Source organism: Gemmatimonadota bacterium (assembly GCA_041390125.1).
GTDB lineage: Bacteria > Gemmatimonadota > Gemmatimonadetes > Longimicrobiales > Gaopeijiaceae > JAGQIF01.
The window spans coordinates 124,766-143,755 of sequence record JAWKQN010000009.1; the positions used below are offsets into that span (position 1 = coordinate 124,766).

General features: G+C 68.0%; 15 protein-coding genes. All 15 read left to right on the forward strand.

Going from position 1 to position 18,990, the window contains the following annotated elements:
• The first annotated feature begins 3 nt into the window (after positions 1 to 3).
• The 15 genes from R3E98_11090 (at position 4) to sucC (ending at position 18,984) form a co-directional block, all read left to right on the forward strand.
• Positions 4 to 696, forward strand: coding sequence for an NADH-quinone oxidoreductase subunit C (locus tag R3E98_11090; GenBank protein ID MEZ4423950.1), 693 nt, complete (start codon positions 4 to 6; stop codon positions 694 to 696).
• On the forward strand, positions 693 to 1,970 hold the full coding sequence (gene nuoD / locus R3E98_11095; GenBank protein ID MEZ4423951.1) for an NADH dehydrogenase (quinone) subunit D: 1,278 nt from the start codon (positions 693 to 695) through the stop codon (positions 1,968 to 1,970). Before R3E98_11090 ends, nuoD begins: the two co-directional genes overlap by 4 nt.
• Entirely contained in the window at positions 1,967 to 2,629 is a 663-nt protein-coding gene (gene nuoE / locus R3E98_11100) for an NADH-quinone oxidoreductase subunit NuoE (GenBank protein MEZ4423952.1), read from the forward strand. The genes nuoD and nuoE overlap by 4 nt, the downstream gene beginning before the upstream one ends.
• A 3-nt stretch (positions 2,630 to 2,632) precedes the next feature.
• Positions 2,633 to 3,925 carry an NADH-quinone oxidoreductase subunit NuoF gene (nuoF, locus tag R3E98_11105; GenBank protein ID MEZ4423953.1) on the forward strand — a complete coding sequence of 431 codons (1,293 nt, stop codon included), beginning with the start codon at positions 2,633 to 2,635 and terminating at the stop codon, positions 3,923 to 3,925.
• Positions 3,926 to 3,944: 19 nt separating this feature from the next.
• Complete coding sequence (locus tag R3E98_11110; GenBank protein ID MEZ4423954.1) at positions 3,945 to 5,552, forward strand: 2Fe-2S iron-sulfur cluster-binding protein; 1,608 nt, start codon at positions 3,945 to 3,947, stop codon at positions 5,550 to 5,552.
• Complete coding sequence (gene nuoH, locus R3E98_11115) at positions 5,553 to 6,845, forward strand: NADH-quinone oxidoreductase subunit NuoH (protein ID MEZ4423955.1); 1,293 nt, start codon at positions 5,553 to 5,555, stop codon at positions 6,843 to 6,845.
• Positions 6,836 to 7,336: an NADH-quinone oxidoreductase subunit I gene (locus tag R3E98_11120; protein ID MEZ4423956.1), complete on the forward strand. Its 501-nt coding sequence runs from the start codon at positions 6,836 to 6,838 to the stop codon at positions 7,334 to 7,336. The genes nuoH and R3E98_11120 overlap by 10 nt, the downstream gene beginning before the upstream one ends.
• Before the next feature lie 11 nt (positions 7,337 to 7,347).
• Positions 7,348 to 7,866, forward strand: a complete 519-nt coding sequence (locus R3E98_11125; protein MEZ4423957.1) for an NADH-quinone oxidoreductase subunit J — start codon at positions 7,348 to 7,350, stop codon at positions 7,864 to 7,866.
• A gap of 1 nt (position 7,867) precedes the next feature.
• Complete coding sequence (gene nuoK / locus R3E98_11130) at positions 7,868 to 8,161, forward strand: NADH-quinone oxidoreductase subunit NuoK (GenBank protein MEZ4423958.1); 294 nt, start codon at positions 7,868 to 7,870, stop codon at positions 8,159 to 8,161.
• Positions 8,162 to 8,165: 4 nt separating this feature from the next.
• Positions 8,166 to 10,307, forward strand: a complete 2,142-nt coding sequence (gene nuoL, locus R3E98_11135; protein ID MEZ4423959.1) for an NADH-quinone oxidoreductase subunit L — start codon at positions 8,166 to 8,168, stop codon at positions 10,305 to 10,307.
• A 6-nt stretch (positions 10,308 to 10,313) separates the two neighbouring features.
• Entirely contained in the window at positions 10,314 to 12,008 is a 1,695-nt protein-coding gene (locus R3E98_11140; protein MEZ4423960.1) for an NADH-quinone oxidoreductase subunit M, read from the forward strand.
• A gap of 1 nt (position 12,009) precedes the next feature.
• Entirely contained in the window at positions 12,010 to 13,518 is a 1,509-nt protein-coding gene (locus R3E98_11145) for an NADH-quinone oxidoreductase subunit N (protein MEZ4423961.1), read from the forward strand.
• An 81-nt stretch (positions 13,519 to 13,599) separates the two neighbouring features.
• Positions 13,600 to 14,964 carry a phosphomannomutase/phosphoglucomutase gene (locus tag R3E98_11150; GenBank protein ID MEZ4423962.1) on the forward strand — a complete coding sequence of 455 codons (1,365 nt, stop codon included), beginning with the start codon at positions 13,600 to 13,602 and terminating at the stop codon, positions 14,962 to 14,964.
• Positions 14,942 to 17,698 carry a UPF0182 family protein gene (locus tag R3E98_11155; GenBank protein ID MEZ4423963.1) on the forward strand — a complete coding sequence of 919 codons (2,757 nt, stop codon included), beginning with the start codon at positions 14,942 to 14,944 and terminating at the stop codon, positions 17,696 to 17,698. Before R3E98_11150 ends, R3E98_11155 begins: the two co-directional genes overlap by 23 nt.
• A 152-nt stretch (positions 17,699 to 17,850) precedes the next feature.
• The gene (gene sucC, locus R3E98_11160) at positions 17,851 to 18,984 is read left to right on the forward strand and encodes an ADP-forming succinate--CoA ligase subunit beta (GenBank protein MEZ4423964.1); all 1,134 of its coding nucleotides are present in this window, start codon (positions 17,851 to 17,853) and stop codon (positions 18,982 to 18,984) included.
• The last annotated feature ends 6 nt before the right edge of the window (positions 18,985 to 18,990 follow it).

Sequence of the window (18,990 nt, forward strand, 5' to 3'; positions counted from 1 at the left end):
GACATGAGCGCCGAAGCACGTCGTCCCGACTTCAGCCACGTCTCGGCCGGTCCGACGCGCCCGGGGATTCCCCAGGCCGCCGTGCCCCCGGCCGGAGCCGCGCCCTCGGGCCACCCGTCGGTCGAGGCGCTGCTGGCGCACTTCGCCGACGCGGTCGTGCGTCATGAGGTCTGCTCGGGCGACCAGGACGTCGTCTACGTGGCTCCCGACCGGAACGTGGAGATCCTCACGTTCCTGAAGACGGATCCGGATCAGCACTACGACTTCCTCGCGGACGTCACCGCCGTGGACTACGGCGGCGGCGCGCCCCTGCAGGTCGTGTATCAACTCTGGTCGATCCCGCATCGGCGCGGGCTGCGGGTCAAGTGCGAGCTGGCGCTCGAGGCGCTGCACATCCGCTCGGTCGTGCCGCTGTGGAGATCCGCCGACTGGCTGGAGCGCGAGGTGTACGACCTGTTCGGGATCACCTTCGAGGGACACCCGGACCTGCGGCGCATCCTGATGCCGGAGACCTACGCGGAGGGGCATCCCCTGCGGAAGGACTTCCCGCTGCGCGGCCGCTTCTCGCGGGCCGAGCAGACCCGCCGTGCGCTGCAGCAGGACGATCCCTACGCCGACTACACGTCGTTCGAAGCGGGTGCGGGCGGTGCACCTCAGCTCGTGGGCCCGCAGCCGGACGACGGAGATTCGAGATGAGCAACCGTACCGTCGAATACGCGGTGACCCGCGGTCCCGAGCTGGGCGTGGACGGACGTCCCGCCTGGGGGCCGCTGGCACCGGTGGACGCACCCGAGCCCGAACTGGGCTCGGAGCACATGCTGATCAACATCGGTCCGCAGCACCCCGCCACCCACGGCGTGCTACGCCTCGTGTGTGAGCTGGACGGGGAGACCGTGGTCAAGGTCATTCCCCACATCGGGTACCTGCATTCGTCCTTCGAGAAGCTGGGCGAGTACCGCACCTGGAATCAGATCGTCCCGCTGACCGACCGCATGGACTATCTGGCGCCGTTGATCTACAACTGCGCCTACGCCATGGCCGTCGAGAAGCTCATGGGCATCGAGGTCACCGAACGCTGCAAGGTCGTACGGGTGATCTGCATGGAGATGGATCGCATCTTCAGCCACCTGCTGTGGCTGGGGACCACCGCCATCGACGTGGGGGCCTTCACACCGTTCCTGTACTGCTTCCAGCAGCGTGAGAAGATCTACAAGCTGCACGAGGCCCTGACCGGCGCCCGCATCACCACGTCCGCCACCCGCATCGGCGGCATGATGGCGGATCTACCGGAAGGCTGGACCGACGGGCTGCGCGACTTCCTGCAACACTTCCCGACCACGCTGGACGAGGTCGATCGGCTCCTTACGAACAACGCCATCCACCTGGGGCGGACCCAGGACGTCGGCGTGATCTCGGCCGACGACGCCGTGAACTACGGCTTCAGCGGCCCCAACCTGCGGGCGTCGGGCGTCACGTACGACATCCGCAAGGACAAGCCGTACTACGACTACGAGACGTACGACTTCGAGGTCCCGGTCGGCACGCACGGCGACTGCTACGACCGATACCTCGTGCGCTTCGAGGAGATGCGGCAGAGCGTGCGTATCCTGCACCAGGCGCTCGAGCGACTGCCCGGTGGCCCGATCAACGTGGAGGACCCTCGGATCTCGCTGCCATCCAAGACGGACTGCATGAACGACATGGAGTCCATGATCCATCACTTCAAGTTGATCATGGAAGGCATCAAGGCGCCGCCCGGCGACTGCTACTTCGCCGTCGAAGGGTCCAAGGGTGAGCTGGGCATGTACCTGGCGTCGGACGGGGGGAGCAAGCCGGTGCGCTGGCGGATCCGCCCGCCGTCCTTCGTGAACCTGTCCGTCATCCCCAAGCTGGCCGAAGGCCACCTGGTGTCCGACCTGATCATGATCAATGCGAGCCTGGACATCGTGCTGGGGGAGATCGACCGGTGAGCGCGGGTAGCGACGTCCCCTTCCGGAACCCGGGGTGGGCCGGGAACACCGGCGAGTTCGATCTGGCCGAGGAGCAGGTGCGTGGCGACAGCTACGTCGGCCTGCGCCCGCTGGACGGAGGCCATCCCTCCGTCTCCGCCAGCTACCCCTACATGAAGGTGGAGAAGCACCCGGAGGCGCCGCTGTTCGAGGGCCCGTTCCAGGCGCGCTTCGAGAAGATCCGCACGCGCTATCCCAACGCCCGCGCGGCACTCCTGCCGTCGCTGAATCTCGCGCAGGAGGTGCGGGGGCACGTGTCGCCCGAAACCATGGACGAAGTCGCGCGGCTGCTCGGCCTTCCCGAGGCATACGTGCGAGGTGTCGCCACCTTCTACACCATGTACAACAAGCGGCCCGTCGGCCGCTTCCTGGTGCAGGTGTGCACCAACATCTCCTGCAACCTCTGTGGCGCGGAGGACGTGCTGGCCGCGTTCCTCGAGCACGCCGACACCGAGCTCGGTCTGACCAGCGCAGACGGGGACTTCACGGTCGTGGAGGCCGAGTGCCTGGCGGCTTGCGGATTCCCGACCTGCGTGCAGGTCAACTCGCGCTACTACGAGAACGTCACCGCCGAGCAGGTGCCGGAGTTGATGGCACGCCTGCGCGAGCGGGGGGAATGAGCGATGGCCTACCCGTACCGACATCCGAGTGAGGTCCGGCTGCTCAGCGAGCACTTCGGTGATCCCGAGGCGCGCTCGCTGGCGTCCTGGCAGGCGCGCGGGGGCTACAAGGGGCTGAAGCGGGCGCTGGAGCTGGGCCGCGAGAAGGTGATCGACGAGGTGAAGGCCTCCGGTCTGCGCGGTCGCGGCGGTGCCGGCTTCCCGACCGGCGTGAAGTGGGGCTTCATGCCCAAGAACAGCGGCAAGCCCCACTACCTCTGCTGCAACGCGGACGAATCCGAGCCGGGGACCTTCAAGGATCGCGAGCTGATCCGGTGGACCCCGCACCAGCTCATCGAGGGGTGCCTGATCGGTGCCTACGCCATCGGGGCGCAGCATGCCTACATCTACCTGCGAGGGGAGTTCTTCGAGGCCACGCAGGTGTTGGCCAAGGCCGTGGAGGAAGCCTACGCAGCCGGGCTGGCGGGTGAGGACGTTCTGGGCTCCGGCGAGCGGCTCGACGTCACCCTGCACGTGGGCGCGGGCGCCTACATCTGCGGTGAAGAGACCGGTCTGATGAACTCGTTGGAGGGCCGCCGCGGCCAGCCGCGCGTGAAGCCTCCGTTCCCGGCGGCCGTGGGCGCCTTCGGGATGCCCACGACGATCAACAACGTGGAGACGCTGTGCGCGGTGCCCCACATCGTCCTGAACGGCGGTGCGTGGTACCGGCAGTGGGGCACGGAGAAGAGCCCCGGCACCAAGCTCTTCTGCGTGAGCGGGCACGTGAAGCGCCCCGGCAACTACGAGCTTCCCCTGGGCTTCCCGTTGATGGACCTCATCAACGACGTCTGCGGAGGCATGCGGGAGGGCCGGACCCTCAAGGCGGTCATCCCGGGTGGCTCCTCGGTTCCGCTGATGAACGTGGACGACTGTCAGACCTGCGCGCTCGACTACGAAGGCGTGGCGGCCTGCGGGTCCATGCTGGGCTGCGCGTCCGTGATCATCATGGACGACTCGACCGACATCGTTCGACAAGTCCGTCGCATGGTGCAGTTCTACGCCCACGAGTCCTGCGGGCAGTGCACGCCGTGCCGGGAAGGGACCGCGTGGATGACCAGGGTCCTCCAGCGCATCGAGGACGGCCGCGGCACCGAGGAAGACCTCGACACGCTGCTGGAGATGAGCGAGCAGATGACCGGGACCACCATCTGCGTGCTGTCGGATTCGGCCGCCGCACCTGTCGTCTCCTCCATCGCCAAGTTCAAGGACGAGTACCTCGCGCTCATCCGCAGGGGTGAGCGGGTGGGTGCGGCGTGATCACCGCATACGGGATCTCATGAGCGACAACGGCACGACGGAGACGGTCACGCTCACCATCGACGGCCGCGAGGTGTCGGTGCCCAAGGGCACCACCCTGCTCGAGGCTGCCCAGTCGATGGGGACGACCGTCCCCCATTACTGCTACCATCCCGGGCTCTCGTCCCCGGCCATGTGCCGGCTCTGCCTCGTCGAGGTGGAAGGCGCGCCCAAGCTGCAGCCCTCCTGCGTCACCCAGGCCATGCCGGGGCAGGTCGTGCACACGCACAGCGACAAGTCGCTGGACATGCGGCGTGGCGTCCTCGAGTTCTATCTGGTCAATCACCCACTCGACTGCCCCATCTGCGATCAGTCGGGTGAGTGCAAGCTCCAGGACTACGTCAACAAGGAAGGGCGGGGCCACGGACGCAGCCGCGAGCCCAAGCGCATCTTCGGTCGTGACGATTTCGGCGGAGATGTGCTCTTCTACGGGGATCGCTGCGTGATGTGCACGCGTTGCGTGCGCTTCATGGACGAGGTCCACCGCGATACACGCCTGACGGTCGTGGAGCGGGGCGGCCGCTCGGTGATCGACACGTTCTTCGAGCGGGGGCTGGAGGGGGCCGCGTTCGCGGGCAACATCGTCGACATCTGTCCGGTAGGCGCGCTGGTCTCCAAGGACTTCCTGCACAAGGCAAGGGCCTGGGACCTGGACCATACGCCGTCCGTGTGCCCCAACTGCAGCCAGGGCTGCAACATCGAGCTGCATACCCGCGACAATCTCGTGCAGCGCTTGAAGCCACGCGAGAATCCGCAGGTCAACAGCTTCTGGATGTGCGACTACGGTCGACTCCGCTACGAGTGGATCAACCATGCCGACCGCCTGGAGGTGCCGCGGGTGCGGCGCGGCACCGGCCTGGTGGCCACCGACTGGAGCGACGCCCTGGGCGCACTCTACGAGCGGGTCGCAGCCGGGAACGGCGGACCGGTCACGCTGATCGCGAGCCCGCTGGCCTCCAATGAAGATCTCGCCGCCCTCCGGCGCTTCGGCGAGACGCTGGGCGGCGCGTCCACCCGTGTCTACCGCTCGCGTCGAACCGCCGAGGAGATCCCCCTGCCGGGGTTCCCCGCGCTGGTGCGGCGGGGACAGCTCACGCCCAACGAACGCGGCGCCGACGTGCTGGGCTTCACCCGCACCGGGGACGACGACGGCAAGGGCGGCCTGGAGGCGATACGTGGGGGCACGGTGGTGATCCTCGGAGATCCCCTCGTGGATCTGCCCCCCGGTCAGCTGGAGGGTGCGGACCTGGTCCTCTACCTCGGCTGGTACCCCTCCGGTGTGGAAGCCGCCGCGGACTTCGTGCTGCCCATCTGCACGTTCGCGGAGATGGACGGGACCTTCACCAACCACGAAGGGCGCGTGCAGCGCTTCCACAAGGGCCTGGACGAGCCGGGCGCGGCGCGGCCCGCCTGGTTCGTGCTCGGGGCCGTCGAGGCTGCGCTGGGAGACACGGAGTCGCCCGCGCGGGTGGATCTGGCGTTCGAGCGAGCCGGTCAGGTGGCCCCCGAGTTCCGTGGCCTCACGTACCTCGAGATCGGCGACCGCGGCGCGCTGCTGAACGAACCCATCGAGCTGGCGAGAGGATAGATGGAGCCGATCACACTCGCGGACGGCCTGTGGTACTGGGTCGCGATGCTCATCAAGGTGATCGCGGGCTTCACAGCCGTGATGGTGGGCGTGGCCTACACCACACTGGCGGAGCGCCGCATCTCCGCCTTCATCCAGGACCGCCTCGGGCCCAACCGTGTGGGCCCCTTCGGGCTTCTGCAGCCTATCGCAGACGGGATCAAGAACATTCTCAAGGAGGAGACGCTCCCGGCCACGTCGGCCAAGTTCTACTTCATCCTGGGCCCGATGCTCTCGGTGATCCCGGCGGTGGTGACCTGGGCGGTCATCCCGTTCGCGGCGCCGCTTCCCACGCCGGTCGGCGTCATCGACATGGTGGTCGCCGATCTGCCCATCGGGATCCTCTTCGTCCTGGCCTTCGCCTCCCTGGGTGTGTACGGCCTGTTCCTGGGTGGGTGGGCCTCCAACAACAAGTACGCCTTCCTGGGTGCGCTGCGCTCCTCTGCCCAGATGGTCAGCTACGAGGTCGCGCTCGGGTTGAGTCTGATCACGGTCCTGATGCTCGCCGGCAACGTGACCATGTCCCAGATCATCTGGCAGCAGCAGCAGCTGGACCTCTGGTTCGCACTGCCGCTGTCGCTCGGCTTCCTCTTCTTCATGATCTCGGCCTTTGCGGAGACCAACCGTCTCCCGTTCGACATGCCGGAGGCCGAGTCCGAGCTGGTGACCGGATACCACACCGAGTACTCGGCCATGAAGTTCTCGATGTTCTTCATCGCCGAGTACGCGCACGTGCTGACGTCCTCGGCCTTGATGGCCACCTTGTTCTTCGGCGGTTGGGATCTGCCCGGGCAGTGGGACGACGCGTTCTGGTACCAGGGCATGCTCATCTCGGGATTCGACGCCAGCGGCGCGCCCATCGCGGCAAATCCGGCCTGGTGGAAGACGCTCCTCACGCTGGGTGCGTTCACCGCCAAGACGCTGTTCTTCGTGGTGGTCTACATCTGGGTGCGCTGGACGCTGCCCCGGTTCCGCTACGACCAGGTGATGAGCCTGGGCTGGAAGGTCATGCTCCCCGTCTCGCTCGCCTACACCATGCTCGTCGCCGGCACCATCCTGGTCCTGGACCAGCTGGGCGTGCAGTACGGGCTCGTGTTCGGGCTCGTGCTGTCCGGAGTGAGCCTCGCGGCGCTGCTGGCGTTCATGTTCTTCCTCGATCGGGGACGCATCATCAAGGGCGCGGCGGCCAAGCCGGTCGTGCCTGAGCGAGACGTTCAACTGCTACCGCAGGCAGGGGGTGACGCATGGCGGTAACGGTCAAGGTTCTCCGCCGGCCGGAGCCGGAGAAGAACTCGTACCTCAGGGCCACCCTGAAGGGGATGGCGCTGACGTTCAAGCACATGATCCGGCCGGACAAGATCACGCAGCAGTATCCGGAGGAGCCGACGCAACTGTCGCCGCGTTGGCGAGGCACGCACCGGATGGAGGTCCACGCGGACGGGCGGCCCAAGTGCGTCGCGTGTGGCCTGTGCCCGACGGTCTGTCCGGCCAACTGCATCCGGCTCGTGGGCGGGGAGGACGACCAGGGCGTCCGGTATCCCATCGTCTACGAGATCGACGAGTTCCGCTGCATCTTCTGCGGGATGTGTCAGGAGGTGTGCCCCGTGGAGGCCATCCACGTCGGTCGCCACTTCGAGAACGCCGAGTACACGCGCGAGCGGTTCGTCTACGACCTGGACCGGCTGATGGATCAGGATCATCCGACGACGCTGCTCTGGGATCCTTCCGATCCCCGGTCCGAGTAAGGAGCCCGTCCTTGGTCCAGATCCTCTTCTACGTGTTCGGCGCCATCGCCATCGGATGCGGCGTCGGGGTCGTGGTGGCGCGCAATCCGGTGGCCAGCCTGCTGGCAATGGTGGCGTCGCTGGCGAGCGTGGCCGGCATCTTCGTGCTGCTGGAGGCGCACTTCCTGGCGGCCATCCAGGTCCTGGTCTACGCCGGCGCCATCATGGTGCTGTTCCTTTTCGTGATCATGTTGCTGAACCTCGGGCACGAGGCCCGCTCCGACCTGCGCACCGGCGCGTGGATGATCGCGGGCTTCGCGCTCTGCGGTGGCGTGGTGGGCGCCGTGCTCACGGCGCTCGGACGATCGGACATGGATGGCACGACGGGCCCGGCCGCCCAGATGCTCGACGCCATGGTCCTGGAGAAGGGAGCCGTGGGCGTGATCGCCGATCCGTTGTTCACCACCTACGTGGTGCCGTTCGAGTTGACCGGCATCCTGCTCCTCATCGCGGTGGTCGGTGCCATCGCCCTGGCCAAGCGGAGGGTCTGACGTGGTCGTCCCGTCGCTCTGGGTGAGCGCCATCCTGTTCGCGATCGGCACGTTGGGCGTGATCGTCCGCCGCAACGCCATCATCATGTTCCTCAGCGTCGAGCTCCAGCTCAACGCCGTGAACCTCGCCTTCGTGGCCCTGTCCCGGCTGTGGGGCATCGACGGCCAGGTCTTCGTGTTCTTCGTGATGACGGTCGCCGCCGCCGAAGCGGCGGTCGGGCTCGCCATCATCATCTCCATCTTCCGCCACTACGAGACCGTCGACGTGGACTCGTTCAATCAGCTGAAGTGGTAGGGCGATGATCCTCTCCGCCCTGGCCTTCCCGCAGGAGCACGCTGCCACCGGATCCTTCGAGCCGTTTCTCGTGGGCTGGGTGGTCCTGTTGCCGCTCCTCGGCTTCCTGCTCAATGGCGCGCTCGCGCTCCAGCACGCACGGCGTTCGGCGGCGGCGGTGCGGGGCGGCGGCGAGCTCTCGCTGGATCCGAAGCCGTCCACGCACACGCTTCCGACCTGGATCGGGCCGGGCGTCATGCTGGGTGCCTTCCTGATCACGGCGGTCAACTTCGCCCGCATGCTCGGGGTGGAGCTCCACGATCCGGCCGTCCTGCACTACGGCACCTGGATGGCCACGGGCACCTTCACCGTGGACTGGGCGCTCCAGCTGGATCAGCTGTCCATGGTCATGATGATGGTCGTGACCGGCGTGGGCTTCCTGATCCACGTGTTCAGCGTGGGCTACATGAAGGAGGACCCGGGGTACCCCCGGTACTTCGCCTACCTGAACCTGTTCGTCTTCTTCATGCTGGTGCTGGTCACCGGCTCCAGCTATCCCGTGCTCTTCGTGGGCTGGGAGGGCGTCGGGCTCTGCAGCTACCTGCTGATCGGATTCTGGTTCAGTGACCGGGAGAAGTCCGACGCCGGCAAGAAGGCGTTCATCGTCAACCGCATCGGCGACTTCGGCTTCCTGATCGCGATGTTCCTGCTGTACCGCGCGTTCGGGACCCTGGACTTCGTCTCGGTCTTCGAGGCCGCGCCCGGTACGCTGGAGTACGGCGGCAGCCTGGTCACCTGGATCACACTGGCCTTCCTGCTCGGCTGCGCCGGGAAGAGCGCCCAGGTCCCCCTGTACGTCTGGCTGCCGGACGCGATGGCGGGCCCGACGCCCGTATCGGCGCTGATCCACGCGGCCACCATGGTGACGGCCGGGGTCTACCTGGTGGCGCGCTCCGCGGTGCTGTTCGCCCTGGCGCCGGTGGGATCGGCGGCGGTGGCCGGGATCGGGGCGCTGACGGCGCTCTTCGCGGCCACCATCGCGCTCAAGCAGTACGACATCAAGAAGGTGTTGGCCTACTCCACGGTCTCCCAGCTGGGCTACATGTTCCTGGGCGTCGGCGTGGGTGCGTATGCGGCGGGTGTGTTCCACCTGATGACGCATGCCTTCTTCAAGGCCTTGCTGTTCATGGGGTCGGGGGCGGTCATCCACTCCATGCACCACGCGTTGCATCACACGCACTCCCATGAGGACCCGCAGGACATGCGGAACATGGGTGGGCTCAAGCGCTACCTGCCGATCACCTGGATCACCATGTGGATCGCGACCCTGGCCATCGCCGGGGTGTGGCCTTTCGCCGGGTTCTTCTCCAAGGACGAGATCATCTGGTCGGCCGCGGCCTGGGCGGGCGCGGCGGAGAATCCGTTCGGCGCCCTCTACACGGTCTACTGGCTCATCGCGCTGGCGGCCGCGCTGCTCACCGCGTTCTACATGACGCGGATGATGATCATGACCTTCCACGGCCCCAACCGCACCGGGGACGAGGAGAGCAAGCACCTGCACCGCGCGCCGGCGGTCATGTGGATCCCACTGGCGGTGCTGGCCGTCCTGTCGATCTTCGGGGGCTGGATCAACGTGCCGGAGGAGATCCACCATTCCTTCTTCGGTCTGTTCGGCGCGTTGCCCATGAGCGAGTGGCTGCACCACTGGTTGGAGCCGCTCACGCACACGGCGGACGAGATCCGGGTGGCGCAGATGGGGGAGATGGCCCATGCCGCCCCGTTCGGCGGAGGCGAGGTGCTGTGGGCCCTGGTCTCCACGGCGCTGGCCGCGGTGGTCGTGGTCACAGCGGTCGTGCTCGTCGGCCGCCAGAAGGTCGTGCCGGCCGGACAGGACGCCGAGCCCAGTGGCTTCGGTCGGATCCTCTACAACAAGTGGTATGTGGACGAGCTGTACGACCGCATCGTGGTCCGTCCGCTCGTCGGTGCTTCGCGCTTCGCCTGGAAGGTGATCGACGCCACGATCATCGACGGGTTCGTCAACGCGGTGGGATACCTGGCCCGGGTGATGGGCTGGGTGGTGACCCTGGTCCAGACCGGATCGGTCAACACCTACGCGCTCGTGCTCACGCTCGGGGTCCTGGCGATCCTGGGCACGGTGATCTGGTAGGCGACGATGACCACGTTCCTGACCCAGCTCGGGTACGAGGCCTGGATCCTCCACGCCCTCATCTGGCTCCCCCTGGTCGGTATGGGGGTCGTGCTGGCCCTTCCGGAGGAGCGGGCCAAGACCGTCGCCTTCGGTTGGTCGCTCGGGCTGTTCGTGCTGAGCGTCGGGCTGTGGTGGGCGTACACGCCCGGCAGTGCCGACATGCAGATGGTGAGCTCCACCCCCTGGATCGGGATGTGGGGCATCCACTATGCGCTCGGGGTGGACGGGATCTCGCTGTTCATGATCCTGCTCACCACGCTGACCACACCGATCGCGATCCTGGGCTCGTTCAACTACATCCAGAAGCGTGAGAAGGCGTTCTACGCGCTCATGCTGCTGCTCGAGACCGGCGTCGTCGGCGTCTTCGCCGCCACCGACCTGTTCCTCTTCTACGTGTTCTTCGAACTCACGCTGGTCCCGATGTACTTCATCGTGGGGGTGTGGGGCGGCGAACGGCGCGTGTACGCGGCCATCAAGTTCTTCCTGTACACGGCGTTCGGGTCGCTGCTGATGCTGGTGGCGATCCTCTACCTGTCCTGGCGGGCTCGCAACGCGCTCGGTACGCCCACGTTCGGATACCAGGATTTCCTGACGCTCCCGCTGACGATGCGGGAGCAGCTTCTGCTGTTCAGCGCGTTCGCGCTGGCCTTCGCCATCAAGGTCCCGGTCTTCCCGCTGCACACCTGGTTGCCGGACGCCCACGTAGAGGCGCCGACGCCCGGCTCGGTGGTGCTGGCGGCCGTGTTGCTCAAGATGGGCACGTACGGCTTCGTCCGCTTCCTGCTTCCGTTGTTCCCGGATGCAGCGCAGCACCCGACCGTCGTGACCGTCATGCTGGTGCTGGGGGTGGTCGGTATCGTCTACGCCGCGTGGGTGGCCGCGGTGCAACCCGACGCCAAGAAGCTCGTGGCCTACACCTCCGTGGCCCACATGGGCTTCGTGGTCATCGGCACCTTTGCGCTGACCGTCAACGGGTTGCAGGGCGGCCTGCTCGTCATGATCTCGCACGGGGTCTCGACGGGGGCCCTGTTCCTCCTGCTGGGCATGCTGTACGAGCGGCGCCACACGCGGGCCATCGACGAGTTCGGTGGCCTGGGGCGGGTCGCACCTTGGTTGGCCACCGCGTTCGTGATCACGGCGCTGGCGTCGATCGGGCTTCCGGGCACGAGCGGATTCGTCGGTGAGTTCCTGGCGCTGCTCGGGACGTTCGAGACCCGGCCCGGGCTGGCCATCCTGGCGTCGACGGGGGTCATCTTCGCCGCCTACTACATGCTCCCGATGGTGCAGCGCGTGTTCTTCAACCGGCTCGATCGGCCCGAGAATCGAACCATCCCCGACCTCTCCGGACGCGAGTTGGCGGTTCTGACCCCGCTGCTCGCGTTGATGATCTGGATCGGGGTACAGCCGACGCCTTTCCTGTCCCGCATGGAGCCTTCGGTGCGAGGCGTCGTGGAGCGGCTCGAGGATCGACGTGCGGATGCGGCGGACCCGGGGCAGGCCGGCCTCCTGCTGGGGCAGGTGGACGCCGCGCAGCTGGACGCGGTGCGGCCGGAGCCGGGCGCTGCGGCACCGGAGACCGGAGGCATCCGCGCCGGGCAGGTGGACAAGGAGACCGCGGAGGAGTCCCTCCCGGCGTCCGTCGAATCGTCGGAGGACTGAGGTGACGCTCGACTTCAGCCGTCAGCTCCACTACGTGTGGGCCCTCATGCCCGAGATCGTCCTGTCGATCTGGGGGATCGGCGTGCTGCTCGCAGGCGCCCGGCCCCCGCGCGGGGACGTGGCGACGGACGACGAGTGGTTGGGGTGGATGTCGCTCATCGGGGTGGCGCTGGCGGCGGCGGCCAACGGCTGGCTCCACGGCGTGACCGAGGTCGGCACCAGCGCGATGGTGGCCACCGATGGAGTGCGCCTGTTCGCCAACTGGGTCATCCTCCTGGCGCTGGCGCTGGGCATCCTGACGTCGCTGGACTACGTGAGCCGTCAGCGCCTGCAGGCCGCCGAGTTCTACGGTCTGATGCTGTTCAGCGCCGTGGGCATGATGACCATGGCGGGCACGCGCGACCTCATGCTGATGTTCATCGGGCTCGAGGTCATGTCCATCGCCATCTACGTCCTGGCGGCATTCAATCGACGCGACCGGCGGTCCGCGGAGGCCGGGCTCAAGTACTTCCTGCTCGGCGCCTTCTCCTCCGGATTCTTCCTGTACGGGGTGGCGCTGGTCTACGGTGCGGTCGGAAGCACCAACCTGGAGGTCGTGGGCGCATCGCTGGCGGCGGGTACGGCCAACCGCGGGCTGCTGACACTGGGTGCCGTGATGCTCGCGGTCGGGTTCGGCTTCAAGGTCTCCCTGGTTCCGTTCCACATGTGGACGCCCGACGTCTACGAGGGCTCGCCCACGCCCGTCACCGCCTTCATGTCGGCTGCCGTCAAGGCAACGGCGTTCATCGCCTTCCTGCGCGTCTTCACTACCGCGTTCGGCGGCATGGCCGAGACGTGGCATTCGGTGCTGTGGTGGCTGGCGGCGTTGACGATGGTCGGCGCCAACCTGATGGCGCTGGCCCAGAGCAACGTGAAACGCATGCTGGCCTACAGCTCGGTCGCCCATGCGGGCTACCTGCTGGTGGCGATCGTGGCCCTGAACGAGACCGCGGCGGCGGCGCTGCTCTTCTACGTCTTCGTCTATACCGTGATGAACCTGGGTGCCTTCGCCGTCGTCATCGCCGTGTCGCACCACGGTGAGGAGCGCCTCCGGATCGAGGACTATGCGGGCTTCGGATGGCAGCAGCCGGCGCTGGCGGTCTTCCTCACCGTATTCCTGCTCTCGCTCGCCGGGTTCCCGGGCACCGGGGGCTTCATGGCCAAGGTCTACCTGCTGCTCGGCGCGCGTGACGCCGAGTTGTGGACGCTGGCGGTGCTGCTGGTCCTGACGACGATCGCGTCGTACTGGTACTACCTCCGCCTGGCCTGGACCATGTGGATGCGCGAGGGGCGCAGCCCCGACACCCACCGGTCCGTCTTCGCCCCGTTGTCCATGCGCTTCGCGCTCGCGGCGGCCGTGATCCTCATCCTGCTCTCCGGGCTCTTTCCCGGGGCGGCGCTCGAGGTCGCGGGACGCAGCGTGGCGCAGTGGGGAGCGCAGGCCTTCCCGGTCCCGGGCCTCGGTCAGTAGCCTGACGTAGCGTCCGCCCGCGTGGGGCGCCCTCGGCGGCGGTCCGCCGGCGGCTCCATCCTCGCGAACGAGCGAACCACGATGGCGTTTGCACCGCATATCTTCCGGCAGTACGACATCCGGGGCGTGGTCGGCACCGACCTCACCGAGGAGGTCGCCCGGGCGGTCGGGCGTGCCTACGGCACGGAGATCCGGAGGGAGAAGGACCGGCCGACCGTGGTGGTGGGGCAGGACAACCGCCCCAGCTCTCCGGGCCTGGCGGATGCCCTCATCGACGGCCTCCGCACCAGCGGAGTGGACGTCGTGGACGTGGGGACGGTCCCGACCCCGCTCGTGTACTGGGCAGAGAAGACGCTGGGCACCGACGGAGGGCTCCAGGTCACCGGCTCGCACAACCCGGCGGAGTACAACGGCATCAAGATGACCGTGGGGACCCGATCCCTCCATGGCGATCGGATCCAGGGGCTGCGGGAGCGCATCGGGCGACAGGACTACGCCACCGGGGCGGGAGCACACCGCTCCGAGGACATCGTGGGCCGCTACATCGAGGACATCCGGGGACGGGTGAAGCTCGAGCGGCCCGTCCGGGTGGCGGTGGACTGCGGCAACGGAACGGGAGCCCTGCTCGCGGTGTCCCTGCTGGAGGCCGTGGGGGCGGAGGTCACCCCTCTCTACTGCGAGTCCGACGGGACCTTTCCCAACCACCACCCGGATCCGACCGTGGACGAATACCTCGTCGACCTGATCCAGACGGTCCAGGACAAGGGGCTGGAGCTGGGCCTCGGCTTCGACGGGGACGCAGACCGCCTGGGCGCCGTGGATGATCGCGGGCGGGTGGTGCGAGGCGACATCCTGCTCCTCCTCTTCGGTCTGGACCTGCTGGAGCGCAAAGGCCCGGGCCAAAAGCTCGTCTTCGACGTGAAGTGCTCGCAGGTCCTGCCGGAGGTCTTCGAGGCACGGGGCGGGGAAGCCATCATGTGGAAGACCGGACACTCCCTCATGAAGGAGAAGATGCGCGAGACCGGAGCTCCGATCGCAGGTGAGCTGTCGGGGCATATCTGCATCGCCGACAACTACCTGGGATTCGACGACGCGCTGTTCGATGCCTGTCGTCTGTTGGAGATCGTCTCGCGTCTGCCGGAGCCGCTGTCTGCCGCTGTGGACCGGTTCCCGCGGTACGTCTCCACGCCGGAGATCCGGATCGACGTCACCGAGGACGTGAAGTTCGGGCTGGTGGAGCGCGCCATGGAGCACTTCCGCGCGCGCTACGAGGTCATCGACGTGGACGGCGTGCGCGTGCAGTTCGGGGATGGGTGGGGCCTGCTCCGCGCCTCCAACACCCAGCCGGTCCTGGTGGCCCGCTACGAGGCCCGCACCGAGGAGCGCCTGGCCGAGATCCGGGCGACCTTCGAGGAGTGGCTGCGTGATCAAGGGGTCGATGCCTGAGGGTGGGCGCCGGCGCTTCCCGACGGGCCGCACCCTGCTGTGGGTGCTGGCCGCGGTCGTCGGGGGGCTGCTCCTGCTCCGCCTCCTCTCGGGCTTCCTGGTCGAGGTCCTCTGGTTCGACAGTGTCGGCCACGCCGACACCTTCTGGACCCGCACGCTCTGGGAGATCACGGCCCGGCTCAGCGTGACCGGGGTCGCCGCCCTGGCGGCCCTGATCAACCTGCGCGGGGTCGCCGCCACGCTCGGTGCCATCCGGATCCGCCGCCGCTTCGGGGACCTCGAGATCTCCGAGCAGGTCCCTCGGCGGACCGTCCTGTTGGGGCTGACGGTCATCGCGGTCCTCTTCGGCCTCTGGTTCGGGGCCGCGCTCCCGGGCGGCACCGGGATCGACGCGCTGGTGGCGATCCGGGCACCGGCGTGGGGACAGACGGACCCGTTCTTCGAGCGCGACCTGGGATTCTACGTCTTCGCGCTCCCCCTGCTGCGGGGCGCGGTGGCGTTGGCGCTGGCCCTGGTCTTCCTCCTGGTGGCGCTCTGCGTGGCCGGCTATGCGGCCACAGGTGCGCTGACCCTGGAACGCGGTCGTCTGCGCGTCTCGCGCGACGCCACCCGGCATCTCCTCCTGCTGGTCGCCACGTTCGTCGGGCTGCTGGCGGTCCGCTTCGCACTCCAGCGCTACCACCTCCTCGTCGAGGGCTCCTCCGACGTGGAGGGCATCTTCGGCTACACGGACGCGGTGGCCCGGCTCCCCGCGCTGAGCGGGCTCACCGGTGTGGCGTTGCTGGCCGCGCTGGCGATCGGGTGGGCCGCCTTCCGCGACCGGGTGGCCGTGGCGGTCGGTGCGGTGGGGAGCCTGGCGGCCGGATGGCTCATCCTGGCCCAGGCCTATCCGGCGCTCATCCAGCAGTTCCGGGTACAGCCGAACGAGCTCGCCGCCGAGACACCCTACATCGAGGCCAATCTCCGGCTCACCCGCGAGGCGTGGGGGCTCGGGGGGATCCAACGCGAGCGCTATACACCGGGGCCGCCCTCGTCGGAGACCTGGGCTCAGGCCCTGCCTCAGCTGGACGGACTTCCGGTGTGGAGTCGCTCGGCGCTCGGCAACACGTTCCAGCGGCGAGAGGCGCGCTTCGGGTACTACGACTTCTCGGTGGTCGGGATCGACCGCTATCCGGGGCCCGACGGCATCGTGCCCACCGCGCTCTCGGTACGGGAGATCGATGCCACCCGGATCCCGGATCCCAACTGGCAGAACCTGCACCTGCGCGAGCGGTTCGTCCGTGGGATGGGGGCGGTCATGGCCGTGGTGGCCGGTTCGCCCGTCGACTACAGCCCGCGCCTGCTGCTCTCGGGCATCCCGCCGCGGGCCGCCCCCACCGCGCCGGCCCACGTGCGGCTCGATCGCTCCGCGGTCTTCTTCGGCGCGCGCACCCAGCCCTACGCCATCGTAACGCCGTCCGACAGCGTGTTCCTGGCGCCCGACTCCACCGTCGGGGTGGAAGGCGTCGACTTTCCCCGCGGGATCCGGCTGGACTCCTGGCTGCGCACGCTGTTGTTGGCGTGGCGGTTCCGGGACGCCAACCTGTTGTTCGCCGCAGAAGTGGGCGACTCGTCGCGGTTCGTCTTCCGCCGCAGCGTCTCCGAGCGGCTGGAGGCAGTTGCTCCTTTCCTGCGGTTTCCGTCGGCGCCGTACCCCGTGCTCCTCGACGGGCGGATCGTCTGGGTGCTCGAAGGCTATACGCAAAGCCGGGAGTTCCCTTTGTCGGCGGCCTATTCCTTCGAAGAGCGGCGGGCCATCCGGTATCTGCGCAACTCCGTGAAGGCCACGGTGGATGCGATCTCGGGTGAGGTGCACCTGTACGTGGTGGACCCGGATGATCCGATCCTCGGGGCCTACCGTCGGGTCTTCCCGTCGCTCTTCACGGACCTGGAATCCATGCCCGCGCAGCTCGAGGAGCATCTGCGCTATCCACGCGAGTTGCTGGCGCTGCAGGCCCAGGTGCTGTTCCGCTATCACCAGGAGACCGCAGCCCAGTTCCACGCGCAGCAGGACGTCTGGGCCCCGGCCCAGCAGACCACCGAGGGATCCGTGCCCCAACCGTACTTCCCCGAGTACGCGTGGTACCGACTCCCGGGCGAACCCGACCCCGAGTTCCTGCTCACGACGGTGATGGTGCCGGTCAACCGGCAGAACCTGGCCGCGCTCCTGGTGGGCCGTTCCGATCCGGGCGTCTACGGCCAGCTCAAGCTGATCGAGTTGCCCGTCGGGACCGAGTTCCCGGGCCCCGAGATCGTCGAGGCGCGCGTGGAGCAGGATCCCGTCATCTCGCAGCAGTTCTCGCTGTGGCGTCAGGGGGGTAGCCAGGTGTGGCTGGGGCACCTCCACGTGGTGCCGGTCGCGGGGTCCCTCCTGTACGTGGAGCCCATCTACCTGGCCGCCGAGGCCGGGGCCATCCCCGAGCTGCGGCGCTTCGTCGTGAGCGACGGACAGCGCGCGGTGATGGAGCCGACCCTCCCCGAGGCCGTGGCCGCGCTCTCCGGTCAGCGCGGCGGAGGCTCTCCGAACGAGCAGGCAGAGGACCCGGAGGGAGCCCGATCCACGCTCCCGCTCCGCGCCCTGGAGTTGCTCGACCAGGCCGAGCGCGCCCTGCGAAACGGGGACTTTGCGGGGTACGGGGCCCAGATGGAGCGCCTGCGCGAGTTGCTGGAGCGGTCCCGGGGCGGGGCTTCCTGAGGCGCCGCTCCGGCGTCCCCCGACCATTGATCGCCCTCCGGGGCCGCTCTACCTTGGGGCGCCGCGCGGCCCGGCCGGGCCCGCCCGGCGCACGTGGCGGGCCTCCCGACCTGGGGGGTGCGCCGTAGGCGAGGCGCCCAACCCGAGTCGACATGAACATCCACGAGTACCAGGCCAAAGAGATCTTCCGATCGGTGGGGATGCCCGTCCCCCCCGGCGACATCGCGACCACCCCCGACGAAGCCGAGCGGCTCGCCACCGAGTACGGCGGCCCCGTGGTGGTCAAGGCCCAGGTGCACTCGGGGGGGCGGGGCAAGGCCGGGGGCGTCAAGCTGGCGAAGACGCCGGCCGAAGCGCGTGCCCATGCCGAGAAGATCCTGGGGATGGACATCAAGGGCCTGACCGTGGAGACGGTGCTCGTCACCACGGCGGAGGACATCGCGTCCGAGGCCTATGTGGGCCTGTTGATGGACCGCGTCTCCCAGTCCCCGATCTTCATGGTCTCGCGCGAAGGGGGCATGGACATCGAAGAGGTGGCCGCCACCAAGCCCGACGCCATCGTCCGCCTCGCGGTCGATCCCCGCTACGGGCTCCTGGGACACCAGGCGGAGTGGCTGGCGCGGTCGCTCTACGACGACCCGTCCCACATCAAGCAGGCCGCCCGGATCATGCGGCAGCTCTACGAGTCGTTCGTGAAGTCCGGCGCGAGCATGGTCGAGATCAACCCGCTCATCACCACCCCGGCCGGTGAGCTCAAGGCCATCGACGCCAAGCTGAGCGTGGATGACAACGAGCTGTTCCGCCGTCCCCAGATCGCGGAATACCGGGATCTCTCGGCCGAGCCCGTCGCCGAGACCAAGGCGCGCGAAGCCGGGTTGAGCTTCGTGAAGCTGGACGGGGACGTGGGCTGCTGTGTCAACGGCGCCGGCCTGGCCATGGCCACCATGGATCTGGTGAAGTTCTACGGGGGTCAGCCGGCGAACTTCCTGGACATCGGCGGTTCGTCCAATCCGGACAAGGTGGTCGCGGCGTTGGAGATCATCACGGCCGACCCGAACGTGAAGGTGATCCTTTTCAACATCTTCGGCGGCATCACCCGCTGTGACGACGTCGCTCGCGGCATCGTCACGGCCATGGACCGCATCAAGATCGAGCCTCCGATCGTGATCCGGCTGACCGGCACCAATGAGGAAGAAGCCCTGCGCATCCTGAGCGAAGCGGGATTCAGCGCGTACACGTCCATGGATTCGGTCGTCGAGAAGGCGGTCGAGCTCGCGGGAAGGTAAGGCCCC